We start from the raw sequence: 23952 nt of genomic DNA, 5'->3' as shown, positions 1-23952 counted from the left end.
GGCTGCGGCGGGGTTTTTCCGGTATCAGAATTTGACTTTTTTTCCGGTTCCCGCGTACAATTCTTCACGCTGGGAACGGACGTGATCGTCTTTCAGATAGTCGTCGAAGTTCATCATGCGGTCGATAACCCCGTTCGGCGTTATTTCTATCAGACGGTTCGCGACGGAGGAAATGAATTCGTGGTCGTGGCTGTTGAACAGCACGACGCCGGGAAAACCGATGAGCGCTTCGTTCAGGCTCGTGATAGCTTCCAAGTCCAGATGATTCGTCGGTTCGTCGAGTATCAGAACGTTCGCACCGCTGAGCATGAGCTTTGAAAGCATACAGCGCACTTTTTCACCGCCGGACAGCACTTTGACCGGTTTGAGCGACTCGTCGCCGCTGAACAGCATCCGTCCCAAAAATCCGCGCACGTACGCGTCGTCCTGTTCGGGAGAATACTGGCGAAGCCATTCGGTAATATTCGCGTCGGTATCGAAATACGGCGCGTTGTCTATTCCCAGATACGTGGTCGTAATCGTCTGTCCCCAGTAGTATTCGCCCGTATCGGCTTTGAGATTTCCGGTGATAATGTCGAAAAACGCCGATTTCGATTTGTGTTCGATTCCGACGAACGCGATTTTTTCTCCGCGGTTGACGGTGAGCGAAAAATCCTTGAGCAGCTGAATGCCTTCCGACGTATAATTGAGTTTTTCGACGCGCAGTACGTTGTTGCCGATATCGCGGTCGGGCTTGAAATTGACGTACGGAAACTTGCGGCTGGTAACTTGCAGTTCTTCAAGCGCGAGTTTGTCGTATACTTTTTTGCGGCTGGTCGCCTGCCGGCTTTTCGCCGCGTTCGACGCGAAGCGCAGAATGAATTCCTTGAGGTCTTTCATTTTTTCTTCGCGCTTTTTAGCCTGATCTTTCGCCTGCCGCTGCATGATTTGACTCATCTGATACCAGAAATCGTAGTTTCCGCTGAAAAGGCTGATTTTTCCGTAATCGATATCGCAAATGTAGGTGCAGACGGCGTTCAGAAAATGCCGGTCGTGGCTGACGACGATGACCGTGTTCGGAAAATCGATGAGAAAGTCTTCAAGCCAGTTGATCGATTCCAGATCCAAACCGTTCGTCGGTTCGTCGAGCAGCAGAATGTCCGGTTCACCGAAGATCGCCTGAGCGAGCAGTACGCGGACTTTGCGGCTTTCGTCGAGTTCATTCATCATGCGGTCGTGATACTCTTCTTCGAGTCCCAGTCCGGAAAGCATCTGTTCTATCTGATTTTCGGCTTCCCAGCCGCCCAGTTCGCTGAACTCGCCTTCAAGCTCGCTTGCGCGGATACCGTCCGCTTCGGAAAAATCTTCTTTGGCATAGACGGCTTCGCGTTCTTTGTAACACGTGTATAATTCGGGATATCCCATCATCACCGTGTCTTTTACCGAATAGTCGTCGAACGCAAAGTGATCCTGTTTAAGGACGGCCATGCGTTCGCCGGGAGTAACGGAAATCTGTCCGGCGTCGTGTTCGAGTTCTCCCGAAAGCACTTTGAGGAACGTCGATTTGCCCGCGCCGTTTGCGCCGATAATACCGTAGCAGTTGCCCGGGGTAAACTTGAGGTTGACGTCTTTGAAAAGCGGTCTGTCGCCGAATTTGAGGCTTACGTCGCTGACTGTAATCATCCTGTATTAATCCTTTTTCTTTTTGCTGAACAGGCTCTTTATGCGGCCCAAAAGTCCGTTTTTTTTCTGTACCGTTTCCGGCGCGCTTTGGGTACGGCGGTTCTGATATCGGTTTTCCGTGTTTCCGGCGTAACCGTCCGCACCGCGGCGGAACTCTTTCCGTTCGCCGCGCGGCGTATTTTTTTCATACCGTTTGCCGCCGTTTTTACCGCCGGCTGCAGTGGCGCGGCGTTTCGCCGCATTTTTATCGCGCGAGCCTGCCGATGCGGACGCGGTGTCTGCGTATTTTTCCTTGTAGCGTTTCATGCGCTCGTCGAACGGAAGCGCCGCCAAATTTTCCGTTTCTTCGCGGCGGTCCTGATACCGGTTTTCCGCGCGAACCGGTGCGTTTTTGCGGTACGATCCTGCGGCGCGTTCCTGTCCCGGTTTTCCGCGGGGCGCGCGTTCGGTGCGATCGTTCCTGCCGCCGCGTTCTGTCCTGATATCGGTGCGCGGCTTGCGGTCGCCGTCGAAGCGCGCTTCATCCGGTCCGCGGCGGTTCCGATTGTTGCGGGAATCTGCCGCCGCACCGTCGCGGGGCGGTCTGCGGGAATCTCCGCTGCGGCTCGCACCGCGACGATCGCCGCCGTCCCTTCTGTTCCGGAACGGGCGGCCGTCGTCGTCTCCGTAATCGCCCGTTCTGATATACACGCTCGCGCTTTTGTCTTCCGTCATCATGTCTTCATACGCGACGGACGCCGGTATGGGCGCGCCCAAATACCGTTCGATCGCGGGCAGGTTGTACACGTCCTGTTCGCTGCAGAACGTGTAGGCTTTGCCGCTTTTTCCGGCGCGCGCGGTGCGGCCGATGCGGTGCACGTAGTTTTCCGATTCGTTGGGCAGATCGTAGTTGACGACCATCGCAAGGTCGTTTACGTCGATGCCGCGCGCCGCAACGTCAGTCGCGACCAGGCATTTGAGCGACCCGCGCTTGAACGATTCGAGTACTTGCAGACGTTTGGCCTGCGGCAGGTCGCCGATAATGAATTCGCTTTCAATTCCGTTCAGCTGCAGTCTTTTTGCAACTACTTCGCAGCTGCGTTTGGTATTGCAGAAAACGATGACGCTTTCCGGTTTTTCATGCTGCAGAATGCCGAGCAGGAGTTTCATTTTGGAGTCGCTCGAAACGTGCAGCAGCACCTGATCGATTTCTTCTACGGTGAGCTGTTCCGCTTCAATCGTGATTTCTTTGGCTTCTTCGGTGTATTCCCAGGCGAGATTTTTGACGTACGTGTTCAGCGTCGCGCTGAACAGCATGGTCTGGCGGTCGTGCGTTTTCGGCAGCACTTTGATCAGCGTGCGCAGATCGGGATAAAATCCCATGTCGAACATGCGGTCGGCTTCGTCTACGACCAAAAACGCGACGCTGCTCAAATCCATCGCGCCGGACTCCTGCAAGTCGATGACGCGGCCGGGCGTTCCGATGATGATGTTCACGTTGTTTTTGAGCATGGCGGTCTGCTGGGTATATCCGACGCCGCCGTAAAAACTTCCGGCTTTCAGCGGTGTGAATTCCAACAGTTTTTTCGCTTCCTGCTCGACCTGTACGGCGAGTTCGCGCGTGGGTACCATAACGAGCGCCTTTTTACCGGCGACTTCCTCACGCGTCAGCATTTCCTGGATGATCGAAATCAAATAAGCCGCAGTTTTTCCTGTTCCCGTCTGCGATTGGACATACAAATCGGCTCCTTCAAGCGAACCTTTCAACACCTGTTCCTGCACAGGGGTGCACGTTACGTAACCGGCTCCGGCGATACCTTTCTGGAGCTCTTCGTGCAAATCAAATTCTGTAAATTCCATAACAACTCTTTTATAGTGTATTTGGAAACGGGTCATTTTAAAGTCCGTCGCTTTTTATCCGCCGCGTTTCCAGCTTTTCAGGCATAGCAATATGTTCTAACTATATACTTTTTCGGCGATTATGTACAGGGTGCGGACGGTGATATCGGGGAAGACCGCGGACGGTTTCGGCGAGCGCGCTTCAGCGGCACTCGGTTCGGCTCCCGCTGGAAATATCCGACGGATTGCGGTATGATAGTCGTCATGAACCGAACCGGACACGCAGATCTTCCGCTGCACGGCGGAACCGTACCGAAGTGGCTTGCCGAACGGATGAAGACGCTCGGAGGCCTTATCATCGAATCTCTCGTATATAATTACGGCAAACGGGAAGTGCTTTCCCGCTTGAGCGATCCGCTGTGGTTTCAGTCGCTCGGCGCGGTGCTCGGTATGGACTGGCATTCGTCGGGAATCACGACGAGCGTCATGTACGCGCTCAAACGGAGCGTAAATCCGCACGCGCGTGAACTCGGCGTCTGTATCTGCGGAGGGCGCGGCGTGTATTCGCGGCGGACACCGGACGAGCTGCGTTTTTTGGCCGATGCGACGGGACTCGACGGCGACACGCTGGTTCGGGCGAGCAAGCTGTGCGCGAAGGTCGACAATACCGCGGTGCAGGACGGTTTTCAGCTGTACCAGCATAATTTTATCGTAACGGACGACGGCGACTGGGCCGTCGTACAGCAAGGCATGAATCCGCTGACAAAAACGGCGCGCCGCTATCATTGGTGTTCGCCGTCGGTAACTTCGTTCGTCGAAGAACCTCACGCGGGCATCGTGGGAGAAAACCGGGGAACGATACTGAATCTGACCGATCGGCGTTCCCGGCCGGCGCGCGACGCCATCACGGACATGGCGCGCGAACGTCCCGATCGGCTCGTTGCCGAAATACGGCTCATGCAGCGCTGCCGAGACGTCGCACCCGCAGAACGCGAGGCTGATCCGATGCAGCCGGAACTGTTTCCGGTTGCCGGCGCGGCGGCAGTTCGCACCGGCGCGGTTTCTCCGTTCACCGCGGCGCCGTTACTTGCCCCTGCGCCGGTTTCTGATATTTCCGGTTCGTACCGAAGCATCGTTTTACCGGCGCGTCACGAAGTGACGGCGGCCGACGTCGACTTGAAGCGGCTCGGCGCGGTGCTGAGCACGGCGTATGAAAACGGTACGGAAAATTTTGAAAATCTGCTGCTTACCGAAGGTTTGGGGCCGCGGACGCTGCAGTCGCTCGCGCTGGTAAGCGAAGTCGTGTACGGTGCGCCGGCGCGGTTCACCGATCCGGCGCGCTTTTCGTTCGCGCACGGCGGCAAGGACGGACATCCGTTTCCGGTGCCGTGCCGGATATACGACGAATCCATCCGCGTCCTGCGCGGGTGCATCGAGCAGTCGAAACTCGGTCTGACTGACAAAAACGAATGCCTGCGGCGGCTGCATACGACGGCGCTCCAAATAGAATCGAATTGTGATCCCGAAGCCGATTTCAGCCGAACGGTTGCGTACGAGCGCGCCCATTCTGCCGAATGGGACGGACGTATTGCCGGTTCGTGCTGAGATTCCGAGTCGGCACTTTCTTTCGGACGCCGTATGGAGGTGCGCGCCGTTTTAGCTGAAAAACAGCCGCTGTCCGGCGACGAACGCGGCGGTCAGCAAAACGGACGGCAGATAATCGGCTGTTTTGATACGTTTCAGACCGATAAGATTGATGCCGATCATCACGATGAGCGCACCGCCTGAAGCGCTCAATTCGGCTATCAGCACGTCGTCGGCAAACGGCGCGACCAATGCGGCAAGCAGCGTGAGCGCACCCTGATACAGCAGCACGGTTATCGCCGAAAACGCCGTTCCCGCCCCCATTGCCGCGGTGAAAACGATCGCCATAAATCCGTCGAGTACCGATTTGGTGAAAATGATCGTATAATCCTTTTCGATACCGGCTTTTAAAGATCCGATGATAGCCATCGCACCGACACAGAACAGAACCGATGAGTTTAAAAACGCGTACGCGAATCCGTTTTCGCTTTCCGGCCCAGCGTCGGAACCGGTTTCCCGCCGCTGCCTTGACCGACGGTTCCGTGACACCGCCGCGCCGAGCAGCGTGCCGCAGCGCAGTATCTTGCCGTCGATGTCCAGAAGTGAACCGATAATACCGCCGGCAATCAGTGCGATCGCGAGAAAAATGACGTTCCGGTATTCGAACGCCATCTGCAGCCCGATAACCACCGTAACGACGCCGGCCGCCGTCTGCACGATTCCGGACAGTTCGGCGCTTATCTTTTTTGCAAACAACAGCCCTATGAGCGAACCGGCAATAATTGCCGCGCAATTGACGAAAACGGCTAGCATAGTTTTTTCCGCATCAGCGAATAGAACAGCACGCCTGCAAGCGGAAACGCCGCGAACGATACGAACAGTGCCGGATAGCCGAACGCGTCGATGACGGCGCCGCCTATCACGTTTCCTAAAACGTTCGCCAATCCGACTGCCAGAATGGAATACATCGACATGCTGATCATAAGCTTACCTTTCGGCGCGTTTTCCGTGGCGAACAATACGGCGGCCGGATGATACAAACCGTACGTGATTGAATTGAGCATTTGTCCCAAAACGGCGCCGGCCATGTTCGGAAACACGATGTACAGCAGCAGCCGGACGACGACGGTTCCGGTGCAGAACACGATCAGAGTCATACTGCCGTACCGCTTCAAAAACCGGCCGGAAAAGAACATAAACGGAATTTCCGATGCAGCGGAAAGCGCCCACAGTGCCGCCGCCGCGTTTGAATGCAGAAACTCGGATGCATACAATGAAAACAGTCTCGTTGCGGGAGTCAGTCCGAAAAAACCCAAAAATATGAGCGCAAGACCGATCCAATACCGCTTCGGAAAGGCCGCGAACGCATCTTTCAAATGCGGCTTGCGTACCGTTTCCGGCACGGACTCGGCTCGGCTCGCCGTATTGAGCGTCAGCAGTCCGGGCACTATCAGCAACGAAACGGTGAACAGCAGCGCGGGAATCACCATCCACAGGATGTACTCCGCATCGCTTCCGTTCTGCGAATTGCCGAAGAACTGCAAAACGAGCGTCATGATGACGAATCCGATAGAACCCATTACCCGGACGCGGCCGTATTCGCTGCGGTTTTCACCGAGCAGCGCGTTCGCAAGCGAATCCGACAGCGGAACGGCACCTTTGTAGCCGATCGCGTACATCGCCAGACACAGCGCCGACACCCAAAAACCGCCGATTTTTACCAGCGGAAACGGGATCAGCAACATGACGCCGCCGAGCAGCAAAAGCGGCACGCCGTAATTCCCTTTTTTTTCTATCGCGGGGCCGACGAGCAGCGGAAACACCAATCCGGCCACTTCAAAAACGCCCATCAGCACACCGACTTGGGTAACCGTATATCCCATGCCGCGCAGGATAAGGGGCAAATACGCGTTCACGACTCCGTAGATGGTGAACAAGAAAAAAATGGGAACCGACATCAGCATAGGTTATTCCAGTACGCCTTCGCCGCGTCCCATAGCCGTCAGTCCGGTACGGACCAATTCCTTGATTCCGTACGGATCCAGCAGCCGGATAAGACTGGCGATTTTATCTTCGCTTCCCGTTACTTCGACGACGACCGAATCGACGGCAACGTCCACGATGTGCGCGCGGAAGATATTGGCCGTTTCGATAACGCCGATGCGGCTGGCACCGCTTGCGCAGACTTTGATAAGCGCCATTTCACGCACTACCGTTTCCGACGGCGCGCAGTGTTTTATCGATATGACTTCGACCAGTTTGGACAGTTGTTTTTCTATCTGTTCCAAAATGTATTCGTCGCCGCGTACGACGATCGTCATGCGCGACTGTCCGGGATTGTACGTTTCACCGACGGTCAGACTGTCGATATTATATCCGCGGCGGCTGAATAAACCCGATACCCGGCTCAAAACGCCGGCGTGGTTTTCTACGAGCACTGACAACACATACCGTTCCATTTATAAGCTCCTTTCGCTGTACATACCCAAAAGGCGTACGTCTTCAGCTTTCGTTTTGAGCGCGGAAAGCGCATCTTCTACTACTTTTTTTCCGGTAGCGACGTCTTTGGACGGAAACTGCACGTCGGCGTAAAACATGTACCGCCACGGCTGTCCTTGGATCGGGCGCGATTCAAGGCGCGTCATATTCAGTTTGCGGTCGTGAAAAACGCCCAGACAATCGTACAGCGCGCCCGGTTCGTTTTTTGCCACGAACGCGATCGACGCTTTATTGATTTCGGCATTTATTTCGGCCGCGGCGCACGAACACGCCGGCTGCGGGCGATTCGGCTCCCGTACGTGATTCGCCGCGATTACGACGAACCGCGTGTAGTTGCGCGGATCCGATTCGATGCCGGTTGCAAGGATATGCAGGTTATTGTATTCGGCGGTAACACCCGAAGCGATCGCCGCGTTTTCAGGCGAACCTTTAGCCGCGACCGTTTCCGCCGCGGTCGCCGTTGAAATCGAATCGATATGCACCCACTGCGGATGCGCTCCGAGAAAATCCTTGCACTGCGGAAATCCGTGCGGATGGGAATACACGTTTTTAATCGTGTCGAGCGTCGCGCCGGGAACGGCGAGCAGCGAATGTTCGATGCGCAGCGTGAGCGCTCCGGTTATACTGACGTCTTCAAAGCGCAGCAGGTTGTCGTAGTTATCGTAGACCGAACCGGCAAGACTGTTTTCTATCGGCACCATGCCGAAGTCCGCCCGTCCGTCCGCAACGGCTTGGAATATTTCGCGGAACGAATTGAGCGGCAGCGCTTCCGCGGCGGTATCGAAATACAGACCGATCGCCTGTTCCGCGTACGCGCCGTGTCCGCCGGAATACGCGCAGACCGTTTTCCGGTTTTGTCCCGCCGCTTCGGCGGTATCGGTCGTATCGGCGGCCGGCTTCTGCGGGACGGCTCTGATACGGGCAATTTCCTTGCCTACCACGGGTGCCAGCACGTCTATATCGCGCATCAGTTTTTCAAACTGTTCCGGATACAGCGACTGCGCGCCGTCGGACATGGCTTTATCCGGGTCGCAGTGGACTTCGACGATAATACCGTCCGCACCGGCGGCGATCGCCGCGAGTCCCATCGGCGGCACTTTGTCGCGGATACCGACGGCGTGGCTCGGATCGACGATGATCGGCAAATGAGTCAGCGAGCGCAGTACCGGAATTGCCGAAAGGTCGAGCGTATTGCGCGTCGCCCTTTCGTAGGTGCGGATGCCGCGTTCGCACAATACGACTTTATCGGTTCCCGCCGAAAGCAGATATTCGGCGGCCATAAGCCATTCTTCTATCGTCGCCGAAAGTCCCCGTTTGAGGATGACCGGTTTTCCCAATTCGCCGACGCGTTTGAGCAGTTCAAAGTTCTGCATGTTGCGCGCGCCGATCTGGTACACGTCCACGTAGTCGTTCATAAGCGGAATGTGTTCGGCGGAAACGATTTCGGTAACGACGGGCAGCCCGTACGCGTTGCCGGCTTCCTTGAGTATTTTGACTCCTGCTTCGCCCATTCCCTGAAACGCGTACGGACTGGTCCGCGGCTTGAACGCGCCGCCTCTGAGCATAACCGCTCCGGCAGCGGCGACGCGCTGAGCGACAGCCATCATCTGGTCGCGGCTTTCGACCGCACACGGACCGGCGATCGCAACGACGCGCTGACCGCCGATTCTGATGATCTGACCGCGATTGTTCGGAATTTCGATGACGGTATTGTCTTTTTTGTATTCGCGGCTCGCCATTTTATACGGTTTCGAGATCGGAATGACCCGCTCGACGCCGGGCAGTATTTCGACTTCCCGCGGATCGATCGAAAGTTTTCCGACCGCACCGAAGATCGTATCCTCTTCACCGGTGATTTCGTTGACGCGGAATTTGTTTCTGACCAGAAAATCGCGCAGATTCTGTTTATCCTGTTCGGGGATACCTTTTTTTAGGACTATAACCATGTGTGCTGCTCCTGTTCTGCACGTACGTACGGTGCGGTCAAACTTCGGGATTCCATGAAACGGTTCGCAGAATGTCTCCGAACACGCCTGCCGCCGTTACGCCTGCTCCCGCGCCGTAACCCATAACGGAAAGCGGAATCGGGCTGTAGCGCTGCGTATGGAAGACGAACGCGTTTTCGCCGCCTTTGACCGAATACAGCGGGTGCGACTGCTCCACTTCCATCATGCCGACGCTGCATTCACCGTCCCTGATCGACGCGGCCATACGGAGCACTTTGCCTTCCGCGCGCAGCCGTTTCATCAGTTCGCCGAAATGGGCGTCAACCTGCGGCAGTTTTTTGAGAAATTCGTCCACCGTACCCGACGCGTCGAAACTTTCCGGAAACACCCGGTGGATGACCACGTCGTCCAGTTCCAATTCCATACCCGATTCGCGGGCGATGATGAGCGCTTTACGCGCAACGTCGAGGCCCGCAAGATCGTCGCGCGGATCGGGTTCCGTGTAGCGCTTTTCACGCGCTTCAAGCACGGCCTGACTGAACGTCGCGCCTTCGTCGAGGCGGCCGAAAATATACGACAGGGACCCGGACATGATGCCCGAAAATCCGGTCAGTTTATCGCCGCTCTTGAACAGATTCTGTAACGTGTCGATAATCGGCAGTCCCGCGCCGACGTTCGTTTCGTACAGAAAGCGGCGGTGCATTACGTTCGCGGTACGGCGCAGTTCGTGGTAATAATCCATGGACATGGAATTGGCGCGTTTGTTCGGCGTGGCGATGTGCATTCCGGCTTTCAGTATGTCGATGTAGCGTTCCGGCAGGTCGTAAGACGCAGTGCAGTCGACGAACACCGGATTGAGCGGTTTCGTTTCGCGCACGAAATCGAGGATTGCGTCGAGCGACGTCTGGAGCGGCGACGCGGCGACGTCCGCTCGCCAGTCGCTCAGATCGAGTCCGGCCGAACCGACGCCGCCTTGCGCGACGAGCATCGTGTCCATCGTCGCGATGGCCATGACTTTTATGTCGATTTTCTGAGCGGCGAGTCCGCGCTGCTGATCGCGGATCTGATCGATAAGACAGCCGCCGATGGTTCCCGCGCCGAACGCGAACACTTCGATAGTCTGCGCCGTGTTGAAGAAAAACCGATGCGCAATGCGCACCGCCGTATCTCCGTTCGCACCGGAAATGACGGCGCTGATAGAACGCTCCGACGAACCTTGCGCAATCGCCAGAATGTTGATGTCCTGAGACGCCAGCGCGTCAAAGAACGTCCCGGCGACGCCGCGTTTCTGTTTCATACCGTCGCCGACGATAGACACGATGGCGCAGTTCGCCTGAACTTCGATTCTGTTTATCAGATGTTCTCGGATTTCAAGATCGAATTCCGTGGACAGTATGTCCAGCACCGATTCTGCGTGACTTTGCCGCACGCAGAAACTGATCGTATATTCCGAACTCGACTGAGTGATGAGCAGCATCGAAATGCCCGCGCGTGAAACGGCTGCGAAAATTCGCGCCGCCGTGCCGCTTCTGCCTTTCATGCCGGAACCGGACACGCTGATCATGGCGGTTCCTTTCAGACAGGAAATGCCGCGGACGGGTCCGCTTTCCGCGCTGACGGAATACGGACCTTTACCGATCCGCGTTCCGCGGGCTGCCGGATTGTGGCTGTTCAGGCTCCAGGCTTCGATACCTTTCGCCGCCAGCGGCGCGAGCGTTTTGGGATGCAGCACTTTCGAGCCGAAAAACGACAATTCCATGGCTTCCTCATACGTCATATCGTCTACCAAAATCGCGTCCGGTACGATGCGGGGATCCGCGGTGTAAATACCGTCCACGTCGGTCCAAAACTCGACGCGTGAGGCTCCGAGCGAAGCGCCGGCAATCGCGGCAGAAAAATCGGATCCGTTGCGTCCTAAAAGTCCCGGCGCCGTTTCACCCGATTTGGCGCTCCAGGAACAGATAAAACCGGGCAGCAGCAGAATGCGCGGCTGACTTTTTGCGTCGCCGTCGCGATACGGTGCGAACGCCGCCGCGGTGCGCGCGTAATCGGGATCGCCTTCGGCTTGATTGCCTGAAGTGAAAATGAATTTGCGTGAATCCAGACGCAGCACGCTCTGCCGTTTTGCAAGCAGTACGGCCTCAACTATCGGCGCACACAGCAGTTCGCCCATTCCCATAATACGGCAATGAACGGACAGCGGGCATTCGCCGAACGCAGAAACGGCGGAAAGCAGCCGCGCGTATTCGCTAAAGGCGGGTTCAAGCCGGTTCAGTACGTCCTGCGCGTTAAAACCGGTCAGCGTCGACATTATTTCGGAACAGATATCGGCGTGGGTCTGGCGCAGTTCCGCGACGTACCCCTCGGCCTGATTTCCGGCTATACAGCCGTCGATACTGTCCTGCAGCCGGTTTGAAATACCGGATACAGCCGAAACGATGACACTGATGCGATCTTCTTGTGCGCGGGAAATCATGATATCGGCGGAAGCGATGATTCTGCGTGCGTTTCCCATAGACGTACCGCCGAATTTTAGCGTTAACATAGTAACCTCACCTTTATTTTTAAAGTTGCGTCGTAATCAAAAAACGCTGCGGGCGGGCTTCCGTCGTTTCGGAAACGGCCGCCTGCAGTTATTCGGTCTATTCGGTCGGCCGTTTTTTGAGCTGCGCGCTGTTGAGCACCGCCTGCCCGATTCCGGCTTTCTGTTCCATCATCGCGCGGACTTTCAGCGGCAATCCCATCAGCGTGATAAATCCCTGCGCGTCCTTGTGGTCGTACAAATCGCCCGTCGTAAAAGACGCGATGCTTTCATTGTACAGACTGTACGGCGAATGGGAGCCGGCGCCGCGGATAGAACCTTTGTACAGCTTGAGTTTTACCCAGCCGGTAACCGTTTCCTGCGTTTTGTCGACGAACGCCATCAGCGCGTCCATCAGCGTCGTAAACCATTTTCCGTCGTAAATCAGTTCGCTCATACGCTGGGCGATCAGCTGCTTGTAATGGTACGTGTCGCGGTCAAGACAGAGATGGTCGAGCATTTCGTGCGCGTAATACAGAATCGCGCCGCCGGGAGTTTCGTACACGCCGCGGCTTTTCATGCCGACGCAGCGATTTTCGCAAATATCGACCAGACCGACGCCGTTGCGTCCGCCGATTTTATTCAATTCGGTCATGATTTCGAGCGCGGTCATCTTTTTGCCGTTGACGGCGACGGGGACGCCCGCTTCAAAATCGAGCGTAACGTACTCGCCCGCTTCGGGCGCTTCTTCGGGAACGGTCGTGAGCTTCAGCATGTGCTTCCAGTTCGGCTCGTTTTCCGTTTCTTCAAGTTCGAGTCCTTCGTGCGACAGATGCCAGATGTTTTCATCGCGGCTGTACGACTGGTCCTTTTTCATCGGAACGGGAATCTTTCTGTCTTCGAGATATTTGATTTCGGCGTCGCGGCTGTCCATATGCCATTTGGAATCGCGCCAGGCGGCGATCACTTTCAGATCGGGAGCGAACGCTTTTACCGCCAGTTCAAAGCGGACTTGGTCGTTTCCCTTGCCGGTTGCACCGTGGCAGATGGCTACGGCTTTTTCCTGACGGGCGTATTCGACCAGAATTTTACCGATAAGCGGGCGCGCCGTCGACGTTCCCAACAGATACCGGTCTTCGTATACGGCGTTCGCTTTGAGTGCGGGCCAAATGTATTCAGTGATGTATTCTTCGCGGGCGTCGACGACGTAACACGCGGCTGCGCCCGTGTCGAGCGCGCGTTTTTTGATAACGTTCCAATCGTCGCCCTGCCCGACGTCGATGCAGACCGCGATAACGTCGTAATCGTAATTTTCCTTGAGCCACGGAATGATGACCGTCGTATCAAGTCCACCGGAATAAGCCAGAATAACTTTGTCTTTACTCATACAATTCCTCACTGAATTTTTAACAAAAAGTGAAGACAGTATAGCATTATGAAAGCTTTGATACAAGCCGTTCGGAACTTTTACGATACTTTCACGGCGGCGGTGCGCAGGAACTGTAGCGCGCGCAGTTCCATCTGCCGGACCGTTTCCGCCGAAATACCGAGCATTTCGCTTATTTGCCGGAGCGTCCAGGGCTTACGGCTGTTGTCGAAATTGAATCGGTAATAAATGACCTGCCGTTCCCGATCAGGCAGCGTTTCAACGAGAGAACGGATGTCTTCCGCTTCAAGGTTTTTGAGACACAGCTGTTCGGGAGACGGCGACGGATCGGCAATCATGTCCGCGCAGGTCAGATTCGACGTGCCGTCGATTTCGGCGTCTATGCTCGAATATACGTATTCATGCATCAGCGCACCGGATATGTCGGATTCGGATACGTCCATATACGAGGCGATTTCCCGCAGGGTCGGTTCGCTTTGCAGCTGCTGCATCAGATCTATTTTTGCCATATGAATTTTACGCAGCATTTCTTCTTTGCGGTGCGGCAGCGTGATGTACGGAATTTTATTTTGTATGAAACGCAGTATGTATTGGGTAATCCACGAATACGCATACGTCGAAAAACGGGTATTGAACGAATAATGGAATTTTGAAGCGGCTGTCAGCAGACCGAGATTGCCTTCCTGAATCAGATCCATGACGCCGATGCGGTCTGAAACGTATTTGTTCGCAATACTGACGACGAGACGCAAATTGCTTTGAACGAGTTTCAACTTAGCCGAAGTGTCGCCGTTGTGAATATCGGCGGACAACTTTTTTTCCTGTTCGGGGGTCAAAAGCGGATAACGCTGGATTTGAGCCATATAACTTGCGTAGATGTTTTTTTCCATATTTTACTTCCTTATCCTTAGCAACTTTGTTTCCGCTTATTTCATAGCAATAACCATGCCAACTTTAAGGATGAGAAAAGCATTTTTGCGTAAATTTTATATACTTTAATTATAAAGAAATACACATCCATCGTTTAAACGGGATATCGTTTTTATGAAAAAGCTGACAGTTCCTCCGGTAACTGTCTACAAAAAAATACAATACTATTGTCTACTTTTTCAGACATATTCCGATTTCGGATACGTCCACCCGTTCCCGTTCGCATCGGTGAACAGGTAGTCGTTCCCGTTTTGCGACACGCCGGTACGGAGAAGTTCGGGATCCAGTTGAAGCAGGTTTATTTTTCCGCCGCCGCCGGGAAGATCGACCGCGTAAACCGGCGTGGACAGACCCGAAAGTTCGCCGCGCAGCCGTTCGTACAGTTTGACGCCCTCCCTGATCGGAACGCGCAGGTGCGACGTTCCGGGCGCCAAATCGCCCTGAAACAGATAGCCGGGTTTGATTCCCATGCAGGTGAGTTCATGGAACAGCTGTGCCAAAACCGGCACCGAATCGTTGACTCCGCGCAGCAGCACGGTTTGCGACTGTACCGGAATTCCCGCCGAAACGAGGCCGCTTAGCGCCCGGTAACTTTCCGGTGAAAATCGATTTGAAATTTCGGCCGGGTGATTGACGTGCGGAATGACCCACAGCGGCGCGTTTTCCTTGAACAGGGCGATCAGTTCGGAATCGAAACGTTCCGGTTCGGCGATCGGTGCTCTGGTACAGATGCGGATAAGGATTCCCGGCCGCGCACGGCGGACGCGCCGAATCAATTGCCGCAGCGCATCGTTTGAAGCAGTGAGCGGGTCGCCGCCTGAAAACAGGATTTCCTGTACTTCGGGGTGAGACGAGAGATAGGCGCACGCTTCGCCGCATTCGGCGTCGGTTATGAAGCCCTGTTTACGGGAAGTGTACGTCCGTCTGAAACAATGTCTGCAATAGGCAAAACAGCGTGCGGTGGTGAGCAGCAGCACGCGGTTTTTATACTGATGAACCAGACGCGGCGTTATCTGATAGCGGTGCGCGCCGAGCGGATCCGACAGTTCGCACGGCAGAACGTTTTTTTCTTCAATAGACGGAACGTATTGCCGGCGCAGCGCGTAAAACGGCGACAGGTCGCCGTCCCGCTGTCCGCTGACGTACAGCCGCTCCAGCACCTTTTTCAAATGTGTCGAGATAAAAAAAGGCAGTTCCGCTTCCGTGCAGAACTGCTGCTCTTCCGGTGTCAGTCCGGGATCCTGCGTTTTCATGCAAAAAAGTATACGGCAGCGGCGTCGCGATGTCAATGGAGCGCCCGGTTGCCCTGCGGTTGACACGCGGAATATTTTACGCTATATATTAAATATACTTTTTAAAGTATATTTAATATATAGAAACGGAGTATCGTCGCGTTATGGAAAAACAGACGGCACATTTCAATCTGGTAAAAATGCAGAATTGCAAAGTCGTACGGAACTTGCTGCGTGCGGAAAGTCCGTTGGGAATCGGCGCGCTTTCAAAACGGTCGGGCCTGACCTATCCGACCGTATCGTCGCTGATCAAAGACTTACTTGAACGGAACGAAGTGTCGGTTGCAGCCGGAACTGAAAGCAGCGGCGGCCGGCCGGGGGCGCGGTACGCGTTGAACGCGTCGTATCAGTTCGGTCTCGTTCTGTATTTTGATCATTTTATCCTGCGGGCCGCCGTATGCGATTCGTACGGAATTCCGACAGCCCGTTTTGAACTTCCTGTTTCGGCGCACTGTACGGCGGAAACCGTGTCCGATTTTGTCTGCGGTATCCGGAACGAGTTTAAGCCGATCAGTGCCGTCGCGTTGGGGATTCCGGGCATCGTCGACGGCAGCGAGATTACGCACGTGCCCCGCTTTCCCCTACTGGAAGGAACGGAACTTGCGGCTCTTCTTGAGACGGAGCTGCAGGCGGCGGTTTTCATTGAAAACGACGTCAACGCGACGGCGTTCGCCCAAACGGAGCGGCTGCGCAATTTTGCCCACGTTGCGTACGTGAACGGCTGTATCGGAACGGGAATCGTACTCGACGGGAAACTGTTCAGAGGTGCGCACGGTTTTGCCGGCGAATTGGAATCGGTCTGTTCCGATTTATCGGACGCGGCGGCATCGCTCACACAGTGCGTTACGGTTCTCACCTGCGTGCTCGACGTACCCGACGTGCTCGTTTCGGGAGAGCGCGTTACCGACGATCTGCTTCGCTGCGTACGTGCGCGCCTTTCGGCCTCTCTACCGGCAAATCGGATTCCGCGCCTTCAATTCGTACCGGATATGCTGGCGCTGTACGAAGCCGGTTTGCGGAAAATGATCGTAACGGAATGGTGTGAACGGACGTAAAGGGAGGTAAGTTATCATGGCGGATACGCAAAAAGAAAGCACGATCGGTGCGCTAAAAAAAATCATAACGATATCGTTTCCGCTCGTCGTGCAGGGATTGGTATTTCAGCTGCAATCGTTGACCGATAAGGCATTTTTGGGAAATTTGGATACGCGCTTCGTATCCGCCGCAGGGGCTGCGCAAATGCCGTTCGTCGCGCTGGAAGACAGTTTGGTTGCGGTAAGTATCGGCATTACGATCATCATATCGAATCTGTACGGCGCACGGCGGGAAAAGGAAATCCCGACGTATATTGCCAGTTCCTGTCTGTTCCATTCGTTTATCGGCATCGGCGCTTTTTTGATGTGGCAAATAGGCGCGCAGCCTATTCTCGTTTTTTTTCAGGTTGATCCGCAGATTATCGGTTACAGTATTCAATATGTAAAAATCTGTTCCGTGTACCTCATTTTCATCGGGTTCGACAGCGTTCTGCAGTCGATGTTACAAGGAATGGGTGAAACGAAACCGATCATGTACGCGGGTATTTTGAAAGTCGGTTTGAACGTCATTTTGTCGTGGATTTTGATATTCGGCAAATTCGGATTTCCGCAGTTGCAAGTCGCCGGTGCGGCGATCGGAACGCTCGCAGCAAACGTGTGTTCGTTTTCGTTTATCGCGTGCTATTGTCTGGTGATTAACGGAAAAAAATACGCATTGTGCACCGATATGAAAAAATGGGTGGCGATTAGGCCGTACGTGCAGGCGATAAAATTGGGGATGCCCGTCGGTTTGGAGTATCTTTTGTGGAACGCGTCGAATCTGCTGCTGATACGGTTCATAAACGGATTCAGTTATCTGCATATGGCGATTTTTACGCTGACGTTCGGGTTCCAATGCGTCGTTTCGATGATTTATCAGGGAACGTCGAAAGCGGCGCTGACGATGATCGGCCAAAACGTGGGTGCCGGAAACCGGCGCAACGCGAACCGATTTTTCTACGTTACGGTTGCGTTGAACTTCGCCGTCGTCGCTGCTGCTGCTGCCGGTTTCTTTTTGATTCCGGGGAGCCTGTTACGGATTTTTTCAAACGATCCGGCTGTCATCACGCAAGGAATTCCGTATCTGCAATGGATAGGCATCATCATGTTTTCTCAGAGCGTAAACATCATTTGCGGTTCGGCAATCAGGGCAAACGGCAATACGAAGTGGATGCTGTGTTCACAACTGTTCGGTTCGATTCTGATAACGGGATTCGCGTGGCTGTGCGTAGAACGATTCCATTTTGGGATGCTGTCCATTTACGTTACGATTTTTCTTGACGAAACGATCCGCGGTGCCGTCAACTTCGTATATTACCGGAAAAAATACGGAGGAACGGCACGATCCGCAGCGACGTGCGCATAAGAAAATAGCAACCCCGTCAGATTGCAGGTTTCTATGACTGAACAGATTTTATCCGCGCAGGAAACGAGAAATCCTTCTTTTGTCCGCGGAAATTTCGACGTAAGCGGGAACATATGATTTCGTATGATATCGGTCTCTATCGCGTTCAGACAATCCGTTTTCCGGGCGTTTGCCAGTGCAATTTCGGGATGAACGAAACCGTGCATCCGCGACCGGCCGGTTTTATTATGCCAATCGTATAAAAAATAGTCGTGAAACAGTGCACCGCGGATGAGCGACGTTTCGTCGATTCTCAAACGGAAAAAACGCGCGATCCGTAAACTGAAATAAGCGACGCTGACGCTGTGTGAAAAAACAGACGTTCTGCCGTGCTGTATGAACCGTTTCGTTTCAAGAATACGGGTATACCGAACCATTTTTTCAAGTATCGCGTCGACTGCCGTGACGGAATCAGCCGTTCGCCCTTTTTTTACTGTCATATGTCATCAATATACGGCAAAATGCCTCAAAATACAAGCATATTTGAGGCAAGGAGAGCAAAACCAAGTGCGCCTGACGCGTAAGCTGTGCCGTAGGGGTAAAAGCAGAACGATATTATCTACCGCTTAGCTTCTTCTGCCTGTACCAGTTCCAGCAGTTTTTGCCGATGCAAGGGCAGCGTCATATCCGAAGCCGTTTTACTTTCATCCGTGTACCACACCTGTTTATCAAAATGATTCTTCAAATCTTCACTCTTGAACGTATATCCGTACAGTGCAAACACTGTGTTTCTTAACAGGCGCAGTTCCGCTTTGCTCAACTTTGCAAGCGTCTCTTCTACATACTTACCGTAACTGTCGTCCGTATATCCGTTGATTGCCATGGCGTACAGGTCAGGTTCTCCCCAGGTTCGCCGTATACGGAATACTTCCGTATACTCTTCCCCGGCTATGTAGTAATAGATGTTTCCTCCAAACCCGACGTACATACTGGTTGAAAAACGGCAGCCATCTTCATAGGTTGATAATATATTTGAAAAGTCAGTTAGTCCTGTTATATTTATACGTTCACCTTCAGGAGATACTATACACAAAAATGATTTATATTTTTTCCCATAAAAATCGCATTGATAACCATACCCTTGTGCATCATATTGTATTTGTCCTGATATTATATATGGACTTTTACCCCAGTATGTTTCTAATATATCTACTGTCGAATAATATGTCCGACCCCATACCAATACTTCATTATTCCGGAACCGGTCTGCCAAACCGAGTTCCGTTGCCCGCTGCACGCTCTGTTCATACTTCTGCTCATCGTATTCTTTTAAGTACGCTATCGCTTCCGTATTCTCGTATATCCGGCCTTCGGTGTCTACTGCTCTCGGTATCCCTTTATCGTTCACATAATATACTATATACCCATTCCCTTCCTTCAGGATAAAACTGATACCGGATTTCGTATCTTTAATTTCATTAATTATTTTCTTACTTTTTTGTATTGTTATATATGATGCAGAACCTCCAATATAGAAATCATCCATTTTTATATATACCTCACCCCATGCAGCCTGCACATTGTCTTTAGGTATGATTTCTTGATTTGTACCGATGTGTATTTCATTTGAACCGTCCCAATTTCCATTCATTATTTCTATTTTTTGTTCTATTTCGTCTACATATATTCCGAAAGGACTTTCATATATCGTTCTTGTTTTATGAACTATTTCATCTGTCTGGAATACTTTCTCTATTGTCTGTGAATCCACCGGAAATACCAATATGCTTAAAAAAACATACATTGTTATTTTTTTCATTACTTTATTCTCCTCAATTGATAGTCTGTTACCGTTTTTTGTATATTTTCCCATGTTCCCTTGCGTACCATCCATGTAGGGGTTTCGTCTTTAAGTCCGCTCGTCGAATGTATCACATCCACATCTGCATAGTTTTTGACAAACACTTTGCCGTTTTCCTGTGTGAGCCTGATATCATTGATAATTACCACGTGTGAATCGGCTACAACCAGTATATCCCCGGGTACTGCATGGGAAAGGATTTCTCTCTGACTATCTCGAGTCGTCTTTTTAGTATCATCAGGGTTGTCATCTTTTATATCCAACATCCACATATCTGTATAGAGCTTCTGTGTATACATATCCGAGGCAAAGCCAGAAGTATTCACCGTTTTTCCCGCACTTTCACTTGCCTTATTCGGTAATTCATATCCGTTCCCGCTGTATACCGCCGCCAGATGTACCAACCCGGAACAGTCTATTCCGCTCGTATCGTATTCATGTTTTCCGGCTACAAATTGGTTGTTCTCGTCCCAATACGTACTCAACCCCGGTACCGATACGTCTGCCGTATTCGTACTGATTGTCTGCTTATCCGTTTTCGATGATCTTTCCTTAAACAGATAATTTGCCCATTGCCCTCCCGGAGCTGTCATCTGCGATTCATCCCAATTCGTATCAAGTTCTCTATATTTCTTATTCTTTTCTTCTCTTCCTTCCCGATATGCTTTCATTTGCGCAGATTGAGCTTTCAGTTCTTTATTAAAACCTTCCACACTGTCCCAACACCCCCACCCATACGCTACGCTTTTGCTCTCCTGCCTGTTATCGTTCCATCGGGTCCAACTGTGTATCGGTATTTGTCCTCCGTCTCCCGTTTCCTGCCATTCGTTTTCTCCCCACCATTCTATCTTCTGTCCAACTGGCGTTTTCTTCCTGCTGTCCCAGGGGTGGTCATTGTTCCAGTCGGTCGTGCCTTCATGTCGTAAGAGCGTCATTGCCGCTCTTACTTACCGAGTGCAGGAACGTCTCGCCATTCCGTTCCTGCACTCGCCCGTTCTAAGTTGTTCCTCTGTGCCATAAATCTTTCTCCTTCCTTTTTGGGCGCGTTTGAAACGCATCTTCCGTGCGTTTCAAAACGGGCTATCCGTACTTCGCCGCCCAGCGGCTCATACCGGGAAGTCCGCTAAACCGGCCCTCCCGGTACTTCGGTACTCCTATCCCTCGCGCCTGACGCGTAAGCTGTGCCGTAGGGGTAAAAGCAGAACGATACTGTTTATCTGTTTTGCCATGCTTTCTTTGCTTCCAAGTCCCAGGTGTTTTCTATTTTATATAAAATGTGTTTGTCAGTTTCCTTGTTGTATCGTAGCAAGTATATGTCTCCACTGGGATGTACAGCTGTACTTTCATGGATTTCGTTTCTTTGCTGTATTATTGTTATTGCTGCCAAATCTTTATTATTGTCATCACTAACCCATATTTTCCTTGGGTCTAGTAAATAATAATTATTATTCACTACTGGATTAAAATTCGTTCCTCCTGAAATAAACTTACCATTCTTATAGATTCTTCCTTTTTCGTCTCTCGTTAGTCCTTGTAAATCTGTACCTGATTCAAATAATGCTATCGTTTCCTCTGGATTCCTATAGTTCGCTTTATTCTGTGCTTCATCCATTCCCGGATTCACTATACTGTGTAGTTTATATTGATTATCGGTAAATAAAAGTATGTTGCTTGCTTCGTCGTAATATGAAGATGGAAATAAACTTGAGTTTACAATACCATAAAAATTTACATCAAAAAGAATTTTGCCATCATAATCAATCATAGTCGTATTACCTATTGATAATGAACACATTATTTTATCATTCAGAATCTGTTTTATTGGCAATAAAGGGGCATTATATTTCAAAATGCTAGACGCTTTTATTTGTCCTATTTCATTATAAATCTGAATTTCTCGTTGTTGCATTTGCTGTATTAGTATTCTTCCATCTTTATCAAATGCTATTATATTTCCAATTTCCATATCTTCAGGTTTAATTTCCTGTGTATATAAAAAACTGCTTTCAGCTCTATTTTCAAATTCTGCTACTTTTATTAATGGATATTCTTGTGCAAATAGAATTGTAGCTACTAAAAGTATAAGTGCTGTCACTAATATTTTTTTCATCATTTTTGTCTCCTGATTTCCCATTTTCTTGCTTCTTCACTTCCATCATTTCTTACGAATTTAAGGTCGTTTAAGGTTCTGATATTTCCAACACCAAAAATCTCTTTTTTCTTTGAATAAGTACTTTCTAAAATCATTACATCATCCAGCATATAACGTCCCTCAGGTCCCGTCGCTTCACTCATCTCATTTACCACATGATATGTTGTCCCGGATAATATATCACGTCTTCAGGTACCAGATATCTAAACATATCATATACCTTTGTAACAGTTCCTACAACAATTCTCCGTAGACACTGCACGCTTCGCCTTTATCTGCGTCCAGAACGAATTCCAGATACTTTACTCCGCGTATCGCAACCGGATAGGCGGCTCTTCCCCCTTCACAGAAAACCGCATAAATATCTGAAGCTTTTTCAAAGCATTCGGAATTTCCCGAATATATGAGTCAATGGCTCATTGTCGGAGAACGGTCGGGCAAAACGGATCGAGTGTTTTCGCAAATCAGGAATTATTTTCAGAATGAGACGGAACAGCTTTCCGCCCGTTGTATGGTACTGATAGAACCGGCCCTCATAATTTTCGTCGGTATTTTATTGCTTTCACTCGTCGTAACGATTATAGTTCCTATTTTTTCATTGTACGGATCTATATTATAAAAAAAGCGATAAGCGTTCCGGCGCTCATAAACGGCGCAAACGGAATCCGCATCCGTCGAATACGTTCGGTGCCATTAAAAAGCGCAACGAGACCGTAACAGCATAATCCCAAGACTGCTGAAATTATACAGCCGAAAACAATCACCGGAAATGCTCCGTACAGTCCGCATAAAAAACTGTATTTTACGTCGCCGAAACCTAATCCGTTTGAAGTAAGTTTTCTAACCAGATAAAATACCGTGAATATAATTACGGCGCCCGCTGCTGCGGCCGGCAATTCCGTACGGTGAAAACCCAGATAATAAAGAAGCAGCATAATACAGCCGGAAACGGTCAGCCAATCGGGTATATGCATTGTCTTGATATCCACGATACTGATCGGTACCGCGAAACATAAAAACAGAAACGTCCGCATAGTTACGATAAATTCCGCAGTCGTTCTGCTGCGGCCGGATCATAGGATGTATCCAAAAATTGCTGCAAATATTTTTTTGCCAGCGATAACACGTATCGTTCGGTATTCTTCAAATCTTCAATTCTCAAATGACCGTAAATATCACTCACAAAAGTTTGTCCATTTTCCAAACTGATTTGAACGGAAGCAACCGGTTCTGAGCGACACGAACGTTCTGAACGCGAATTCATCCGATAACTTTATATTTGTCCACCTGTAAACGGAAAAATACCTTTCATACGTTTTTTCCGAAAAAAAAGCTTGTACGTCTTCATATAAAAAGAACAATCCCCATCACGATCAAGGTTTCAATGAACGTCCAACCTTCTGTATTTTTCTTATTTTTCGTGACCATTGTTTTACTATAACATACAACTCCATTCCGGTCAATTATCATGATACGATGAAAATTTCCGATCGGTCCTATTGACAAGTTTATCCGAATTTGCTATTCTCATCACATAGTGCATTCCCCGATTGTGTAATGGTAGCACCTCAGATTCTGGTTCTGATTGTGGGGGTTCGAATCCTCCTTGGGGAACGAAAAAAGCTGATTCAGGCAATGCCTTTGAATCAGCTTTTTAGTTTACGGGCAGCTGTGTAAGACTGCCGTAAACCACGACAAAAAGCGGCAATTTTTATGTATGTTTAGTAAGGTCCCTTCGTCTATCGGTTAGGACAAAAGATTCTCAATCTTTAAAGACGGGTTCGATTCCCGTAGGGACCGTAACCGTTCATTCGTTTTTTACTCAGAGCCTCGCCGCTGCCATTCGTATAAACGCAAACAGGTAAGTTTACCGCACTTTTTC

The 23952-nt window shown here is 51.4% G+C and carries 20 protein-coding genes and 2 tRNA genes; 6 read left to right on the top strand and 16 right to left on the bottom strand.

Translation table 11 applies throughout. The features are described 5' to 3' along the window. Positions 1-24: 24 nt before the first annotated feature. Entirely contained in the window at positions 25-1662 is a 1638-nt protein-coding gene (locus TREBR_RS06605) for an ABC-F family ATP-binding cassette domain-containing protein (protein ID WP_013758421.1), read from the bottom strand. Positions 1663-1668: 6 nt separating this feature from the next. Continuing rightward, on the bottom strand, positions 1669-3501 hold the full coding sequence (locus TREBR_RS06600; RefSeq protein WP_013758420.1) for a DEAD/DEAH box helicase: 1833 nt from the start codon (positions 3499-3501) through the stop codon (positions 1669-1671). A 231-nt stretch (positions 3502-3732) separates the two neighbouring features. Between TREBR_RS06600 and TREBR_RS06595 the strand changes: the two genes are divergently transcribed. After that, positions 3733-5085: a DUF763 domain-containing protein gene (locus TREBR_RS06595; protein WP_013758419.1), complete on the top strand. Its 1353-nt coding sequence runs from the start codon at positions 3733-3735 to the stop codon at positions 5083-5085. A gap of 51 nt (positions 5086-5136) precedes the next feature. Here the strand turns inward: TREBR_RS06595 and TREBR_RS06590 are convergent, their stop codons facing one another. From TREBR_RS06590 to TREBR_RS06555, 8 genes are all read right to left on the bottom strand, one after another. Then, entirely contained in the window at positions 5137-5877 is a 741-nt protein-coding gene (locus tag TREBR_RS06590) for a DUF554 domain-containing protein (RefSeq protein WP_013758418.1), read from the bottom strand. Continuing rightward, a complete protein-coding gene (locus tag TREBR_RS06585) occupies positions 5871-7022 on the bottom strand; it encodes an MFS transporter (RefSeq protein WP_169310626.1) in 1152 nt (383 codons plus the stop codon). Before TREBR_RS06585 ends, TREBR_RS06590 begins: the two co-directional genes overlap by 7 nt. Before the next feature lie 9 nt (positions 7023-7031). Next, positions 7032-7523 carry an acetolactate synthase small subunit gene (ilvN, locus tag TREBR_RS06580; RefSeq protein ID WP_013758416.1) on the bottom strand — a complete coding sequence of 164 codons (492 nt, stop codon included), beginning with the start codon at positions 7521-7523 and terminating at the stop codon, positions 7032-7034. Continuing rightward, positions 7524-9509, bottom strand: a complete 1986-nt coding sequence (gene aroF, locus TREBR_RS06575) for a 3-deoxy-7-phosphoheptulonate synthase (protein WP_013758415.1) — start codon at positions 9507-9509, stop codon at positions 7524-7526. Between the two features lie 37 nt (positions 9510-9546). Beyond that, positions 9547-12054, bottom strand: a complete 2508-nt coding sequence (gene thrA / locus TREBR_RS06570; protein ID WP_013758414.1) for a bifunctional aspartate kinase/homoserine dehydrogenase I — start codon at positions 12052-12054, stop codon at positions 9547-9549. A 97-nt stretch (positions 12055-12151) separates the two neighbouring features. Next, the gene (locus TREBR_RS06565) at positions 12152-13417 is read right to left on the bottom strand and encodes an argininosuccinate synthase (RefSeq protein WP_013758413.1); all 1266 of its coding nucleotides are present in this window, start codon (positions 13415-13417) and stop codon (positions 12152-12154) included. 80 nt (positions 13418-13497) lie between these two features. Next, a complete protein-coding gene (locus TREBR_RS06560; RefSeq protein ID WP_013758412.1) occupies positions 13498-14307 on the bottom strand; it encodes a sigma-70 family RNA polymerase sigma factor in 810 nt (269 codons plus the stop codon). A 219-nt stretch (positions 14308-14526) separates the two neighbouring features. Continuing rightward, positions 14527-15600: a KamA family radical SAM protein gene (locus tag TREBR_RS06555; protein ID WP_013758411.1), complete on the bottom strand. Its 1074-nt coding sequence runs from the start codon at positions 15598-15600 to the stop codon at positions 14527-14529. A gap of 143 nt (positions 15601-15743) precedes the next feature. Between TREBR_RS06555 and TREBR_RS06550 the strand changes: the two genes are divergently transcribed. Next, a complete protein-coding gene (locus TREBR_RS06550; RefSeq protein WP_013758410.1) occupies positions 15744-16694 on the top strand; it encodes an ROK family protein in 951 nt (316 codons plus the stop codon). Positions 16695-16710: 16 nt separating this feature from the next. Further along, the gene (locus TREBR_RS06545) at positions 16711-18078 is read left to right on the top strand and encodes an MATE family efflux transporter (RefSeq protein ID WP_013758409.1); all 1368 of its coding nucleotides are present in this window, start codon (positions 16711-16713) and stop codon (positions 18076-18078) included. Here TREBR_RS06545 and TREBR_RS06540 read toward each other — a convergent pair. The 5 genes from TREBR_RS06540 to TREBR_RS06520 all read right to left on the bottom strand — a co-directional run bounded on the left by TREBR_RS06540 (position 18027) and on the right by TREBR_RS06520 (position 22213). Then, a complete protein-coding gene (locus TREBR_RS06540; protein WP_013758408.1) occupies positions 18027-18557 on the bottom strand; it encodes an HD domain-containing protein in 531 nt (176 codons plus the stop codon). The genes TREBR_RS06545 and TREBR_RS06540 overlap by 52 nt on opposite strands. A gap of 119 nt (positions 18558-18676) precedes the next feature. After that, on the bottom strand, positions 18677-19876 hold the full coding sequence (locus tag TREBR_RS13605) for a YARHG domain-containing protein (RefSeq protein WP_013758407.1): 1200 nt from the start codon (positions 19874-19876) through the stop codon (positions 18677-18679). Next, positions 19876-20853, bottom strand: a complete 978-nt coding sequence (locus TREBR_RS06530) for a hypothetical protein (RefSeq protein ID WP_013758406.1) — start codon at positions 20851-20853, stop codon at positions 19876-19878. The genes TREBR_RS13605 and TREBR_RS06530 overlap by 1 nt, the downstream gene beginning before the upstream one ends. 278 nt (positions 20854-21131) lie before the next feature. Continuing rightward, on the bottom strand, positions 21132-22031 hold the full coding sequence (locus tag TREBR_RS06525; RefSeq protein WP_013758405.1) for a hypothetical protein: 900 nt from the start codon (positions 22029-22031) through the stop codon (positions 21132-21134). After that, positions 22028-22213 carry a hypothetical protein gene (locus TREBR_RS06520; protein WP_041610361.1) on the bottom strand — a complete coding sequence of 62 codons (186 nt, stop codon included), beginning with the start codon at positions 22211-22213 and terminating at the stop codon, positions 22028-22030. The genes TREBR_RS06525 and TREBR_RS06520 overlap by 4 nt, the downstream gene beginning before the upstream one ends. 218 nt (positions 22214-22431) lie before the next feature. On the opposite strand from TREBR_RS06520, the gene TREBR_RS14795 reads away from it, so the two are divergent. Beyond that, a complete protein-coding gene (locus tag TREBR_RS14795) occupies positions 22432-22689 on the top strand; it encodes a type II secretion system F family protein (RefSeq protein ID WP_425358333.1) in 258 nt (85 codons plus the stop codon). Here the strand turns inward: TREBR_RS14795 and TREBR_RS14790 are convergent. Continuing rightward, the gene (locus TREBR_RS14790) at positions 22679-23104 is read right to left on the bottom strand and encodes a prepilin peptidase (RefSeq protein WP_013758404.1); all 426 of its coding nucleotides are present in this window, start codon (positions 23102-23104) and stop codon (positions 22679-22681) included. The genes TREBR_RS14795 and TREBR_RS14790 overlap by 11 nt on opposite strands. A gap of 509 nt (positions 23105-23613) precedes the next feature. Here TREBR_RS14790 and TREBR_RS06500 point away from each other — a divergent pair. Beyond that, positions 23614-23684: transfer RNA gene (locus TREBR_RS06500), tRNA-Gln, on the top strand. A gap of 114 nt (positions 23685-23798) precedes the next feature. Further along, a tRNA-Glu gene (locus TREBR_RS06495) sits at positions 23799-23870 on the top strand. Positions 23871-23952: the final 82 nt, after the last annotated feature.

The organism is Treponema brennaborense DSM 12168 (assembly GCF_000212415.1).
GTDB classification, from domain to species: Bacteria; Spirochaetota; Spirochaetia; order Treponematales; family Treponemataceae; genus Treponema_F; species Treponema_F brennaborense.
This window is presented reverse-complemented; position numbering and strand designations above follow the sequence as displayed.